The sequence below is a fragment of the Rhodoferax sp. GW822-FHT02D07 genome (assembly GCF_058802405.1).
This window is the reverse complement of record NZ_JBXAOD010000008.1, coordinates 160,792-173,216: the sequence shown is the minus strand read 5'-3', so window position 1 is coordinate 173,216 and position 12,425 is coordinate 160,792. Positions and strand designations below refer to the sequence as shown.

The 12,425-nt window shown below is 62.1% G+C and carries 10 protein-coding genes and 1 tRNA gene; 5 read left to right on the top strand and 6 right to left on the bottom strand.

Annotated elements, in window-relative coordinates; translation table 11 throughout:
• Positions 1-78: 78 nt before the first annotated feature.
• Both AC1RNN_RS17450 and AC1RNN_RS17445 read right to left on the bottom strand, forming a co-directional pair.
• Entirely contained in the window at positions 79-1,251 is a 1,173-nt protein-coding gene (locus AC1RNN_RS17450; protein WP_493090578.1) for an ABC transporter substrate-binding protein, read from the bottom strand.
• A gap of 238 nt (positions 1,252-1,489) precedes the next feature.
• Positions 1,490-2,278 carry a ParB N-terminal domain-containing protein gene (locus AC1RNN_RS17445; RefSeq protein ID WP_493090577.1) on the bottom strand — a complete coding sequence of 263 codons (789 nt, stop codon included), beginning with the start codon at positions 2,276-2,278 and terminating at the stop codon, positions 1,490-1,492.
• Between the two features lie 125 nt (positions 2,279-2,403).
• On the opposite strand from AC1RNN_RS17445, the gene AC1RNN_RS17440 reads away from it, so the two are divergent.
• A tRNA-Gly gene (locus AC1RNN_RS17440) sits at positions 2,404-2,479 on the top strand.
• 59 nt (positions 2,480-2,538) lie between these two features.
• On the opposite strand, the gene AC1RNN_RS17435 is transcribed toward AC1RNN_RS17440, so the two are convergent.
• The 3 genes from AC1RNN_RS17435 to AC1RNN_RS17425 all read right to left on the bottom strand — a co-directional run bounded on the left by AC1RNN_RS17435 (position 2,539) and on the right by AC1RNN_RS17425 (position 4,710).
• The gene (locus AC1RNN_RS17435; RefSeq protein ID WP_493090576.1) at positions 2,539-3,513 is read right to left on the bottom strand and encodes a chemotaxis protein; all 975 of its coding nucleotides are present in this window, start codon (positions 3,511-3,513) and stop codon (positions 2,539-2,541) included.
• A 99-nt stretch (positions 3,514-3,612) separates the two neighbouring features.
• A complete protein-coding gene (locus tag AC1RNN_RS17430; protein WP_493090575.1) occupies positions 3,613-4,143 on the bottom strand; it encodes an Rrf2 family transcriptional regulator in 531 nt (176 codons plus the stop codon).
• A 216-nt stretch (positions 4,144-4,359) separates the two neighbouring features.
• A complete protein-coding gene (locus AC1RNN_RS17425; RefSeq protein WP_493090574.1) occupies positions 4,360-4,710 on the bottom strand; it encodes a hypothetical protein in 351 nt (116 codons plus the stop codon).
• A 121-nt stretch (positions 4,711-4,831) separates the two neighbouring features.
• Here AC1RNN_RS17425 and AC1RNN_RS17420 point away from each other — a divergent pair, with 121 nt between their 5' ends.
• Positions 4,832-5,389: an outer membrane protein gene (locus AC1RNN_RS17420; protein ID WP_493090573.1), complete on the top strand. Its 558-nt coding sequence runs from the start codon at positions 4,832-4,834 to the stop codon at positions 5,387-5,389.
• 59 nt (positions 5,390-5,448) lie between these two features.
• Here the strand turns inward: AC1RNN_RS17420 and AC1RNN_RS17415 are convergent, their stop codons facing one another.
• Positions 5,449-6,258 carry a UPF0149 family protein gene (locus AC1RNN_RS17415; RefSeq protein ID WP_493090572.1) on the bottom strand — a complete coding sequence of 270 codons (810 nt, stop codon included), beginning with the start codon at positions 6,256-6,258 and terminating at the stop codon, positions 5,449-5,451.
• A 55-nt stretch (positions 6,259-6,313) separates the two neighbouring features.
• Between AC1RNN_RS17415 and AC1RNN_RS17410 the strand changes: the two genes are divergently transcribed.
• The 3 genes from AC1RNN_RS17410 (at position 6,314) to AC1RNN_RS17400 (ending at position 12,424) form a co-directional block, all read left to right on the top strand.
• Entirely contained in the window at positions 6,314-7,942 is a 1,629-nt protein-coding gene (locus AC1RNN_RS17410) for an FMN-binding glutamate synthase family protein (RefSeq protein ID WP_493090571.1), read from the top strand.
• A gap of 74 nt (positions 7,943-8,016) precedes the next feature.
• Entirely contained in the window at positions 8,017-9,597 is a 1,581-nt protein-coding gene (locus tag AC1RNN_RS17405; RefSeq protein ID WP_493090570.1) for a methyl-accepting chemotaxis protein, read from the top strand.
• A gap of 136 nt (positions 9,598-9,733) precedes the next feature.
• Positions 9,734-12,424, top strand: coding sequence for a sensor histidine kinase (locus AC1RNN_RS17400; RefSeq protein WP_493090569.1), 2,691 nt, complete (start codon positions 9,734-9,736; stop codon positions 12,422-12,424).
• The last annotated feature ends 1 nt before the right edge of the window (position 12,425 follow it).

Here is a 12,425-nt window from a genome sequence, read left to right as displayed (position 1 = left end):
GCAACAAAAAAGCGAGGGACTCGCCATCGCTTTTTTGCCTGCTTTGCATACCGCCAGGGTCTGCGGTCAAGTTCCGGGTTAGCGGTTCTTGCCGGGGTCCTTCACATCCTTGATCACATCAAACTCGATGTTGTAGAGCTGGCCGTCTTTCTTCTCGACCTTGCGCAGGTAGATGTTCTGCACGATGTCGCGGGTCTGCGCATCAATGAAGATGGGGCCACGCGGGCTCTCGAAGATCTGCCCTTTCATCGCGCCCAGCAGTGCGTCGCCGCCGCCCTGGCCCTTGGTGGCCTTGAGCGCTTCGTAGATCACGCGCATGCCGTCATAGCCGCCCACGGCCATGAAGTTGGGGCGCAGCTTGTTGTTGGCCTTCTGGAAGGCTTCCACAAACTTCTTGTTCAGGGCCGAGGGGTGGGCCGCCGAGTAGTGGTGCGAGGTCACCACGCCCAGGGCGCCGTCGCCCATGTCGTTCAACTGGTCGTCGTCAGTGATGTCACCAGGGCCGATGAGCTTGATGCCGGCCTTGTCCATGCCACGCTCGAGGAACTGCTTCATGACGGCTGCACCAGCGCCAGAGGGCACGAACACGAACAACGCGTCGGGCTTGAGGTCACGCACTTTCTGCAGGAAGGGCGCGAAATCGGGGTTGCGCATGGGCACCCGCAAGGATTCGACGATGGTGCCGCCGTTGAAGGTCAAACGGTCCTTGAAGTACTTCTCGGCGTCGATACCGGGGCCATAGTCGGACACCAGGGTCACGACCTTCTTGATGCCGTTCTTGGGCGCCCAGTCGGCGATTGCCACAGCCGCCTGGGGCAGCGTGAAGCTGGTGCGCACGATGTAGGGGGATGCTTCGGTGATGCTGGAGGTTGCAGCCGCCATCACCACCAGCGGGGTCTTGGACTGGGTGGCCAGGGGTGCAGTCGCCAGGGCAGAAGGCGTGATGCCCATGCCGGCCAGCACGTTGACCTTGTCATTGACGATCAGTTCCTGGGCCATGCGCTTGGTCACGTCGGGAATGCTGGTGTCATCCTTGATGATGAGCTGGATCTTCTTGCCGGCAACAGTGTCACCGTTTTGCGCCATGTACAGCTTGGCGGCGGCTTCAATCTGGCGGCCGGTGGTGGCTTGCTGGCCGGTCATCGGCAGCACAAGGCCGATCTTGAAAACATTGTCCTGGGCCAGTACCGCGCCGCCTGCGGCAGCCAGAGCCGCCAACACGGTGGCGCGCACGAAAATCCGCTTGTTCATGTGTTATCTCCTGTAGGGTGTTTTACATCACACTGCGCGAATATCGCCCGGAACCCGTCTGCGTGCAATCGCGAAACCGCTCACTTTGATATATCAATTTGAGATATCCGAGGCGTAAAACCCTAATCTTTTGCAACTTTCTCGGTAGGCGCTGGCTCACTGCACACAAAGCGCATAACGCAAAACCGCTTTAGCAACGCCCCGGCCCTGCCCCTGGCGAGCCGGCAGGTGCCCCACTTTAGACTGGCTGCAACTGCGCCAGTTGCCGGCGCAATTCGGCGTTTTCAGCCTCCAGCTCCCGCACCCGCTGCTGCAAGGCGTCCAGCGGGTTGGTAGCCCCGGGCTCCACGACCTCAGGCGCCACCGACTGACTCGCCATGGCCTCGCGGGCCGCGCGTTTGGCTTCGCGGACCCGCTTGGCAGCTTGCTTGAGCTGGTCCGTTCCGCCCGTGGCCGCCTCCACCTGCTCCTGCGCAGGCAAGGTGGCCACGGCTGCCGCCGCATTGATGGAGATGGCACCCGACTTGACGGCCGCAACCAGCTCCGGGGCCGCCTGCTTCTGGATCTTCTCGATCATGCCTACCTGATTGCTGCTCAGGCGGGCGGCCTTTGCAAGCTCTTCCCTGTTGGGTAGCGGTGGGGGCGAGGCCTCAGGAGCAGGCGAGGCATCCACTCCGGCTGCCGGTGAATCGGGCTGCGCCCGGCGCTGGGCCAGGATTTCGCGCTTGCGCAGCGCTAGCACACCCCGCTGAAAATCCGAAACACTGCGTCGCCCCAGATGCTGCTCAATCATCCAGAGGTGCACATCGTCCATGGACTGGAACAGGGTGCTCTGCAGCGTGCGGAACGGCAGGCCGTGCTTCTGGCAAATGCCATAGCGGTTGTGGCCATCGACCAGCACATCGCCCCAAAGCACCAGTGCATCGCGGCAGCCCTCGGCCAGCAGACTGCGCTCCAGTGCGGCGTATTCCTCTGGGGTGAGAGGATCGATATAGGCTTTGAGGGCTTCGTTGACAACAATGTCCATGGCGGCAGGCACAGGCAAAGGGCCGCATTGTAGAGAGCGCACTTCTGTGCATGGGGACAAACGCATTTTTTCCACGCCTCGTCCAAAACCCATTCAAGTCAGGCTATAATTCGGCTCTCAGAAATGCGGGAATAGCTCAGTTGGTAGAGCGCAACCTTGCCAAGGTTGAGGTCGAGAGTTCGAGACTCTTTTCCCGCTCCACATTTCAGACAAATGGCCCCTAGCGGGCCATTTTCTTTTGGGGTCGGCGACTTCCGAGCTCAGGAAGCCATGGCCTTGCGCTCCATCAGCACATTGGCAATCGAGTCCCCAAGCTCGCGCGGCTCAAACTTTGCCACATAGGCATCTGCGCCCACGCTGCTTGCGTGTTTCTCGCTCGCAGTTCCCGTAAGCGACGAATACACCACCACCGGAATTCCGGTGAAGCGAGCATCCTGCTTTATGCTACGCGTGAGGGTGAAACCATCCATTTCAGGCATTTCCAGGTCCGTCAGCACTAACGCGACCTTGTCGCGTGCGCGCTGCCCCTGCGCAGTAGCCTCGCGGTGCAGTGCGGCCAGACGATCCCACACCTCGCGGCCATTCTTCATCGCCACGTACTGCACGCCCATGGCCTTGAGACTCTCTTCCACCAGAAGACGGGCGACCGCCGAATCCTCAGCCACCAACACCACGGAACCCGGCGGCAAGTGCAGCCGCTCCAAACCAACGTGCTTGTCGGTGGCTCCGTGTGCGGCAGGCAGCACATCGCGCAGGATCTGCTCTACATCCAGCACCTGGGCCAGTCGGGAATCCGGAGCATCCCCATCTATGCGGGCAACACCCGACAGCAAAAGCGACCCGCCACTGTCAGCTGCCAACAGGTGCTTCCATTCCAGGTGGACGATCTCTACCACCTCATCCACCAGAAACGCCTGCGTGCTCCGGGCAAACTCAGTTACCAGCACGATGTTCGCGTTGGTCTGCCTTTCGCAACCTGCCATGCTTGGCAGGTCCACCACGGGAATCAGTTGCCCGCGCACATTGGCCAGCCCCAGGGCATGCATGGGCGCATTGACAATGGTTGTGATGTGCGGCGCCACCACAATTTCGCGCACCTTAAAAACATTGATACCAAACAACTCGCTGTGACCGGAGTTCCTGGTCCTTCCCAGGCGGAACAGCAATAGCTCCAGACGGTCACTGCCGCCTGTATGAGACGCTTGCGCCGTACTGGGGGCAAAGGATGTGGTCATGACAACTCCTGCATGGGGCGGTAAGGGACGGACCGTCCATTATTGCGCCTGAAACCACGCCCGAGAACTCCCGCCCGAACCGTCCATCGTTGTACTCCGTCAATGGCTCGCGGGCAGCACACCATTCCAAGTGAATACGGAGTTGGGCGCATTCGTCTCAATGGGCCGATGCAAGACCTGCGCTGCGACACCCTTTTTCTTGGGAACTTTCTTTTCTGCTGCGCTGAACCCTTTGGCCTTTTGCTCTTGCGCCAGACTGCGCAAGGTAATCGTCTTCATATGCACCAGCAGGGCGGAATGCAGACTCCTCCAGAGGTCTTGCGTAAGCTCGTACGCACTGCCCTGGTCCTGGGAATCGGATTCGTCAGTGCCGTTTTCTTCAATGGCCGTGAATATGTCGGCCACAGAGATCTGGTCTCCGCGAAACCCCAATGTGTAGCCACCGCCAGGGCCCCGGGTGCTTTCCACCAGTCCGCCACGGCGCAGCTTCGCAAACACCTGCTCCAGGTAGGACAGGGAAATGCTGTGTCGCAGCGCGAGGTCTGCCAAAGGAACAGGGGTATTGTTTTCTCGCAGGGCCAGATCAATCAATGCTGTGATGGCAAATCTGCCGCGTGTACTCAAGCGCATGGAAACTCCTCGAAATATGGCTGCACAGGACTGCAGCGGGTGCTATTTCGGCGCAGGGCGTAGGCCCGTTTTGAAGTTCAGGAAGATGCCCTGGCCGTTGTCGGTAGGGTCAGCGGAATCAGGCTTCGCACAGGTGCCTTGCTGTTCAAGCTCTGGCGAACGCCGGAGGAACAACTCAGAACCGGATTTGACGGGCCAAAAGACCGTGGACCGGCGTCAGCCAGCAAGCCGAGGTGGGCGCAGCAGGCCTTCGGCTGGAACAGAGTGCCAATGTCTGGCGACAAATTCCGGGATATTCATGGAGCGAGCCAGGAAGAACCTGGGCCAGGGGGCAGACAACAACTCATTGCCACCCACGCCGCCATCCACATGCTGCACCGGCGCCTCGTCGGCATCCATGTGCAAAGTCAGATCCACGGCAGCATTCGAATCATCAACCAGAATCGCCGCCAGTACAGGTGCATCCGCGTGCACACCCACACTGACCACCCCCACAGTAACCCAAGACTGCCAAAGGAGGACTGTCAGGAGGATGAATGCGTGGAGACTTCTGGTCACGCGTGTCATTCTAGACGCTCCGCCCCATACGCTACATCCAAGACGAGCAGTAGGGTATTTCCAGCCCCCTTAGAATGAGCGAGCCCTTTTTCGGGAGGAACTGGGCTTCAACCTCAACGACTAGTCACACATGAAAAAACTACTGATTGCATCGGCCATCGCCGCTTCTTCTTTTATTGCCCCAAACGCTTTCGCACAAGCCAAAAACTTTGAAGGTTTCAGCCTGTCTGCTTCCGCCAATATCAATAACAACAAAGTGGAAGGTACGACGGTTGTCGACCGGACAGAAACCAATGTCGGTGTCCAAGCAGGTTACGACTTGGCACTCGGCGAGTCTTTTGTCCTGGGCTTCGGCGCCAGTCTTGGACTCAGCGACATCACTGTCGCCAGCGATGCCACACTGAAGAATGTGGCGAGCTTCTATGTCGCTCCGGGCGTTGCCATCAGCAACAACGTGCTGCTCTACGGAAAGATTGCCGCCGTTTCCGCCAAACTTGACACCACCGTTGGTGGTGCCGATTTGTCAGGTATCGGATACGGATTTGGCGCACGCTTCTTTACTAGCAAGAATGTGTACGTCCAGACGGAATACGTATTCAACAAGTACGACGACAAGAAGCTGACGCCTGCCATTACCGCCAAGAATCAGACCGGTGTACTATCCCTAGGCATCGGGTACAAGTTCTAAGCTTCGCTCCGTCCAAGAAAAAGGCCTCTGACTAGGCCTTTTTTACGTCCCCACGCGGCTCAGGCCCCGTGGCATTTCTTGTATTTCTTGCCGCTTCCGCAAGGGCAGGGGTCGTTGCGGCCGGGTTCAGCTTCCTTGCGCACAGTCTCCACCCGGGGACCAAAATTGGCCCATAGTTCGCGCAGGTCGTAAACGGCCCAAACGGCGTCGGCAAAGTCGTTGATGCGCTGCTCGCTGACGCTGGCCGGGCCGTCGTCGTCAAACACGGAGACGGTGGGCTCGCCCTCGTCGTCCTCGGTCAGGGCGACGATGGACTGCAGGGCGGCGTCCAGCCATTTCTCGGCCTCGCGGTCGCGCGGAGCGGCCCATTCCTCGGGCCAGGTTTCCACGGCAAACATAAAGCCCAGCGCCCAGACTTGGGCAAAGGAGGGCAGGTCCTGCCCCTCCATGGCGGCTCGGTCCTCCTCGGGCAGGGCCGCCACGGCGCCGCGCACGTCCATCACCTCGGGGTGGTAGGCCAGGTCTTCGTCCAGGCTCTTGACCTCGGTGCTCAGACTGCGCACCACATCGTTCCAGCGTCGCGTCCACAGCGCCAGGAACTGCTGGGCCTGCTCGACACTGTCAAAACCGCCCACTTCGCCGGGCGCGGGCACCTCGAAATCCAGCAGGGCCGGGAAGTATTCTGCCGGCGGGATGGGGCGGCGGCACACCGCCAGCGCGGCCATGAAGCCTTCACAGAACTCCCACTGGGGCACCTCGTCGTGGCGCGCGCGCAGCGCGTCCAGAATCGTGTCCAGAGCGTCAAAATCCTCCGGGCTCAGGGTATCTACCGGGGCGCCGTCGGTGGCTGGGGAGCTGGGGTTTGGCATAAGCTGTGCGAAGAAGAGGGCAGAGCGCTATTGTCTCCGCTCAGAAAGGACTTTCATGCTCCATACGCTCAATTCCATCTTCCCCGTGCGCTACACCGTCATGGGCGTGTGCGTATTCGGCCTGTTGCTCAGCGTCTTCAGCCTGGTAGCGCTAGGCGTAGGCGGTGGTCCTTTTGTGCTGTGCGCCCTTCTCGTGGGCATTGGCGTGTACGACCTGCGCCAGAGCAAGCGCTCCATTCTGCGCAACTACCCCATCATCGGTCACATGCGTTTCATGCTGGAGTTTGTGCGCCCAGAGATCCGCCAGTACTTCATCGAGAGCGACAACGAAGCCACGCCCTTCTCTCGCGCCCAACGTTCTCTGGTCTACCAGCGCGCCAAGGGCGAACCCGACAAGCGTCCCTTCGGCACCCAGCTTGATGTGCATGCCGGGGGCTATGAGTGGATGAACCACTCGGTGGCACCGACCAAGCTGGCCTCACACGACTTTCGCATCACCATCGGTCCGGACACGGCACAGCCCTACAGCGCCAGCGTGTTCAATATTTCGGCCATGAGTTTTGGCGCGCTCAGCGCCAACGCCATCCTGGCGCTCAATGCGGGTGCCAAGCGCGGCGGTTTTGCGCACGACACCGGAGAGGGCTCCATCTCCACCCACCACCGAGTGCATGGCGGCGACCTGATCTGGGAAGTGGCCTCGGGCTACTTCGGCTGCCGCAATGTGGACGGCAGCTTCAATGCCGACAAGTTCGCCGCCAATGCGCGCGACCCGCAGGTCAAGATGATCGAACTCAAGCTCAGCCAGGGTGCCAAGCCCGGCCACGGCGGCATGCTCCCCGGCCCCAAGGTCACACCCGAAATCGCTGAGGCGCGCGGCATCCCGGTCGGCGTGGACTGCATCTCGCCAGCCGCGCACAGCGCCTTCAGCACGCCGGTGGAGATGATGGAGTTCATCGCCCGCCTGCGCGAACTCTCGGGCGGCAAGCCGACCGGCTTCAAGCTCTGCATCGGCCACCCCTGGGAGTGGTTTGCCATGGTCAAGGCCATGCTGGAGACCGGCATCACGCCCGACTTCATCGTCGTCGACGGCGCCGAGGGCGGCACCGGCGCAGCGCCGCTGGAGTTCACAGACCACGTGGGCGCGCCGCTGCAGGAAGGCCTGCTGCTGGTGCACAACACGCTGCGCGGCGCCGGGCTGCGCGAGCGCGTCAAGATCGGCTGCGCGGGCAAGGTGGTGAGCGCCTTCGACATCGCACGCCTGATGGCGCTGGGCGCGGACTGGTGCAACAGCGCGCGCGGCTTCATGTTTGCGCTGGGCTGCATCCAGGCCCAGCACTGCCACACCGGCCACTGCCCCACGGGCGTGACCACACAAGACCCGCTGCGCCAACAGTCGCTGGTAGTCCCCGACAAGGCCGAGCGCGTCTACAACTTCCACCAGCAAACCCTGCATGCACTGCAGGAACTGGTGCAAGCTGCCGGCGTCCATCACCCCAGCGAGATCACGGCCCACCACATCGTGCGCCGCTCCACCGACCACAAGGTCAAGTCCTTGGCCCAGCTCATCTTGACCCAGTTGCCCAACCGCGCGCTGCTGGACGCTGACCCCAACACGCTGCCCCTGATCTACCGCCACAGCTGGCCGCGCGCCACGGCGCAGTCATTTGCCCCCGCATTTGCCTGACACCGAGGCTTTGGCTTTTTGGGGCACTTGGGAGTACAGTGCCTTGTATACAAAACCAGACGAGGAGAGACGCCATGCTGGGAAGTAACTTGCGTATCGGGGCCCGCCTGGGCCTGGCTTTTGGAGTCGTTCTGCTGATCACCGCCCTGATGGCGCTGACCGGTATGTGGCGACTGGGCTCTCTCAAGGATCAGGCGCACACGCTGGCCTTTGTCGAAGTGGAGCGCTCCTCCGTCACCCAAAAGTGGGTGGAGAACATCCGCATCAACTGGGTTCGGACCTCTGCGGCCCTCCATGCGTCCAGCCCGGAACGGGTCACAGTCCTGCAGAAGGAAATGGACGAGACCTCCAAGGTCATCAGCGAGCTGCAGAAACAGCTCGAACCCATGATCACCGACGACAAGGGCAAGAGCTTGTTTACCGATATCGGCAAAACACGGGAAGCCTATCGCGGCCCGCGCGCCGATCTGCTCAAGAAGAAGCTGGCCGGGGAGGACGTCACCGCAGCCGTGGACACCACGCTGCTGCCATTGGCCAATGCCTATCTCAAGTCGCTGGATGTGCTGATGGACCATATGGAAGAACAACTCAAGGCCGGGGTAGACCAGACAGAACGCGTGGCCGTGAGCGGGCAGTGGATTCTGGGGGTGGGCGCCGCCCTCTCAGCCAGCATCGGGCTGATCTTCGCTGTCCTGTCCACTCGTTCCATCACCCGCCCCATCCAGCACGCAGTGGACTCTGCCCAGGCCATCAGCCAAGGGGATCTGAGCATCCACATCCAGCCCGAAGGGCAGGACGAAGCCGCCGACATGATGCATGCGCTGCGCGACATGCGCGACAACCTGGCACGCATGGTGGGTGGCGTCCGCGTCAATGCCGAAGGCGTCTCCAGCGCCAGCTCCGAGATTGCCCATGGCAATAACGACCTGTCGGCCCGCACCGAGCAGCAGGCCAGCGCCCTGCAGCAAACCGCTGCCTCGATGGAACAGCTCAGTGCTACCGTGCGACAAAACGCCGACAGTGCAGCCCAGGCAAACCAGTTGGCCATGACAGCGTCCACCGTCGCCATGCGTGGTGGTGAAGTGGTCAGTCAAGTGGTGGAGACCATGAAAGGCATCAACGAGGCCTCTACCAAGATTGCAGACATCATCAGCGTGATCGACGGCATTGCCTTCCAGACCAACATTCTGGCCTTGAACGCTGCCGTGGAGGCCGCGCGCGCCGGTGAACAGGGCCGCGGCTTTGCTGTTGTGGCCAGCGAGGTACGGGCACTGGCCGGCCGCAGCGCCGAAGCCGCCAAGGAAATAAAGCAACTCATAGGCACCAGCGTGCAGCGCGTGGAACAGGGCACCAATCTGGTGGACCAGGCGGGCAGCACCATGAGCGAAGTGGTCGAAGCCATACGCCGAGTCTCCGATGTGGTGGGCGAGATCAGCGCAGCCAGCAGCGAACAGGCATCGGGCGTGAACCAGGTGGGCCATGCCGTCACGCAAATGGACCAGACCACTCAGCAAAACGCAGCGCTGGTGGAAGAAATGGCCGCAGCGGCGAGCAGCCTGCGATCCCAGGCCCGTGCCCTGGTGGAAGTGATGGCGGTGTTCAAGCTCAGCCCGAAAGTCGCCGCCAACCAAAACGCGCTGAGCCTGTCTGCCTGAGGGCGCCGTGCCCGACACCCAGCTACACCTTCTGGCGGTACCACTCCGCTTCAAGAGGTGTTGGCAATGGGCAGTGGCCTGCCTGATCTGCTTGGCCCTATTGCCAGTACAAGCGGCGGAGCTTCCCCGGGTACACATGATTGCGTCCTACCACGCCGGCATGGCCTGGAGCGACGCCCAGATTGCCGGCGTACGCGAGCAACTGGCTACCTTCAACCCCGCGCTGGAGCTGCAGCTGGATTTTCTGGACACCAAGCATGTGCTGCCCAGCCCGCAGTACTACCAACTCACCGAAGCCCTGCTGCTCTCCAAGTACGGCGCCAAACCGCCCACGGTGCTGATCGCCGCCGATGACGATGCGCTGGACTTTGTGCTGCGCCTGCGCGAGCGCCACTACCCGGGCACCCCCATCCTGTTCTCCGGCGTCTCCAGCAGCCGGCGGTCCGCCCTACAAAAATTTCCGCTGATCGGTGGCGTCTTTGACGATCTGGACGTGGGCGACAGCCTGGAGCAGATGCTGCGCATGCGCCCCCAAACCGAACGGGTAGTAGTCGTGCATGACCAGAGCCGCACCAGTCTGGCCCAGGTGGACACCCTGCGCCAGCGCATGGCGGGCAGCACCGGCGTGCGCATTGAATACCTCAGCAAGCTGTCGGTGGCTGACATCGAGCGCCATCTGGCCCAGCTGGGGCCTGGCGACCTGGTGTTCGCCCTGCCCTTCAACCGCGACGCCGAAGACCGCGTGCTCACCCATGAGGAGGCCAGCGACCTCTGGGCAGCCGCGGCCCACGCGCCCGTGGCCGTCACGCGCGACGTTGCCATGCGCCCTGGGGTGCTCGGTGGCTTTCTGGTGTCGGGCCATGAACAGGGCAGCACCGTAGGCCGGCTCGCCGTCCAGCTACTGCGCGGAACAGCTCCCAAGCCCCTGCCTTTCATGGAAGGCGGCACCCACGCCACCTTCGACTACCCGCAGATGCAACGCTGGGATGTAGACCTGAAGCGCCTGCCCCCGGGGGCCACCGTGCTGCAGCGCCCCAAGGACACCCTGGAGACGCTGCGCCCCCACCTCCCCTGGCTCAGTGTGCTGTTTGGCAGCATGCTGGTCATCATCGCCCTGCTGCTCTACGGCATCCGCGAACGCAATGCCACGGCTCAGGCACTGCGCCTGAGCGCACACAACTACCAAGAGCTGTTTGCACACAGCCCCGACGCCATCATGGTGCGCGATGCCACTACCGGTCGCATCGTGCAGACCAACGCCCGCTTCTGCGCCCTGTTTGGCTACGAGGAACACGAGGCGCCCCTGCTCCTGCCAGCCGACCTCAGCTCCGGCGAGCCCGGCTATAGCGGCACGGAGGCCATGGCCTGGATCGAGAAGACCCGGCGGGAGGGCGCGCAGTTCTTCGAGTGGCGTTCGCGCCGCAAAGACGGCAGCGTATTCTGGTCCGAAATCTCCATGACGCGCTTTGAAATGGCGCAGGGGCAGCGTACCGTCTCCAGTGTGCGGGACATTTCGGATCGCAAACAGGCTGAGGTCATGGCCAAGGAGTTCGAGCACAGCCTGCAACAGGTTTACCAGAACCTGCCCGTGGCCGTATTTGCCATCAATGCCCAGCATCAGGTCACTTTCTGGAACCCGCACATGACGCGCCTGACCGGCGTACCCGCCGAGACCGTAGTGGCAACCACAGATACCTGGCGCGGCATCTACCCGGAGCCACGGCCCTGCCTGGTCGACGTGCTGGTGGACGGCGCGCACCCGGCAGACCTGGAGCGCTACTACCCCGGCATGCTGCGCGAGAGTCCCATCATCCCTGGCGCGATGGAAGGAGAAGACTACTTCCCTGCCCTGGACGGTGGTCTGGGCATGTGGATACGCTACTGCGCCGCGCCCTTGCGGGACGCGCAAGGCCACATCACCGGTGCCATAGAGACCCTCATCGACGTCTCCCGGCTCAAGCGCGCCCAGACCACACTGGAAGAACTCAATCGCGAACTGGAAGCCCGGGTGGAGACCCGGAATGCGGAACTGCGTCAGGCCATGGGCCAGCTGATGCAGTCGGAAAAACTCGCCGCCCTGGGCAGTCTGGTAGCTGGCGTGGCCCACGAGCTCAACACCCCGATCGGCAACGTGATGGCCGTCGCCTCCACCCTGAGGGATGAGGTCGCGGATTTCGGCCGGAAGTTGCTGACCGGCAGCGCACGCCGCTCCGACGTGGAAAAGTCCGCCGCGCGCCTGCAGGAGGCCAGCGGACTGATCGAGCGCAACGCTACCAAGGCAGCCAAGCTGATCAACGACTTCAAGGAAGTCGCGGTGGACCAGAGCAGTACCCGCCGCCGCCATTTCATGCTGCTGGACATCGTTAACGATGTACTGACCACCACGCATCCCCTGTTCAAAAACGCACGGCACCGGGTGGAACTGAGCATCCCCGGCGAACTGGCGCTGGACAGTTACCCCGGTCCGCTGGAACAGGTATTGACCAACTTTCTCTCCAACAGTCTGAACCATGGCTTTGAAGGCATGGAACAGGGAGAGATCCGCATCAGCGCCCGGCAGGAGGGCAGCCACGTGGTACTCGAGTACGCGGACAACGGCTGCGGCATTCCGAAAACCAGCCTGCCGCACATCTTCGAACCCTTCTACACCACCAAACTGGGGCGCGGCGGCAGCGGCCTGGGCCTGTATATCGTCTACAACCTGGTGAGCAATGTGCTGGGCGGCAGCATCGTCGCGCACAGCGTGCCCGGCGCAGGAACGCGCTTTGTGCTACGACTGCCCGTGGACGGCCCCCGACGGGTCACCCCACCCGGGCAGCAGCACTGAA

Coding starts and splice junctions, on each gene's coding strand:
- AC1RNN_RS17450 (WP_493090578.1), bottom strand. CDS start 1,251: ATGAACAAGCGGATTTTCGTGCGCGCCACCGTGTTGGCGGCTCTGGCT.
- AC1RNN_RS17445 (WP_493090577.1), bottom strand. CDS start 2,278: ATGGACATTGTTGTCAACGAAGCCCTCAAAGCCTATATCGATCCTCTC.
- AC1RNN_RS17435 (WP_493090576.1), bottom strand. CDS start 3,513: ATGACCACATCCTTTGCCCCCAGTACGGCGCAAGCGTCTCATACAGGC.
- AC1RNN_RS17430 (WP_493090575.1), bottom strand. CDS start 4,143: ATGCGCTTGAGTACACGCGGCAGATTTGCCATCACAGCATTGATTGAT.
- AC1RNN_RS17425 (WP_493090574.1), bottom strand. CDS start 4,710: ATGACACGCGTGACCAGAAGTCTCCACGCATTCATCCTCCTGACAGTC.
- AC1RNN_RS17420 (WP_493090573.1), top strand. CDS start 4,832: ATGAAAAAACTACTGATTGCATCGGCCATCGCCGCTTCTTCTTTTATT.
- AC1RNN_RS17415 (WP_493090572.1), bottom strand. CDS start 6,258: ATGCCAAACCCCAGCTCCCCAGCCACCGACGGCGCCCCGGTAGATACC.
- AC1RNN_RS17410 (WP_493090571.1), top strand. CDS start 6,314: ATGCTCCATACGCTCAATTCCATCTTCCCCGTGCGCTACACCGTCATG.
- AC1RNN_RS17405 (WP_493090570.1), top strand. CDS start 8,017: ATGCTGGGAAGTAACTTGCGTATCGGGGCCCGCCTGGGCCTGGCTTTT.
- AC1RNN_RS17400 (WP_493090569.1), top strand. CDS start 9,734: ATGATTGCGTCCTACCACGCCGGCATGGCCTGGAGCGACGCCCAGATT.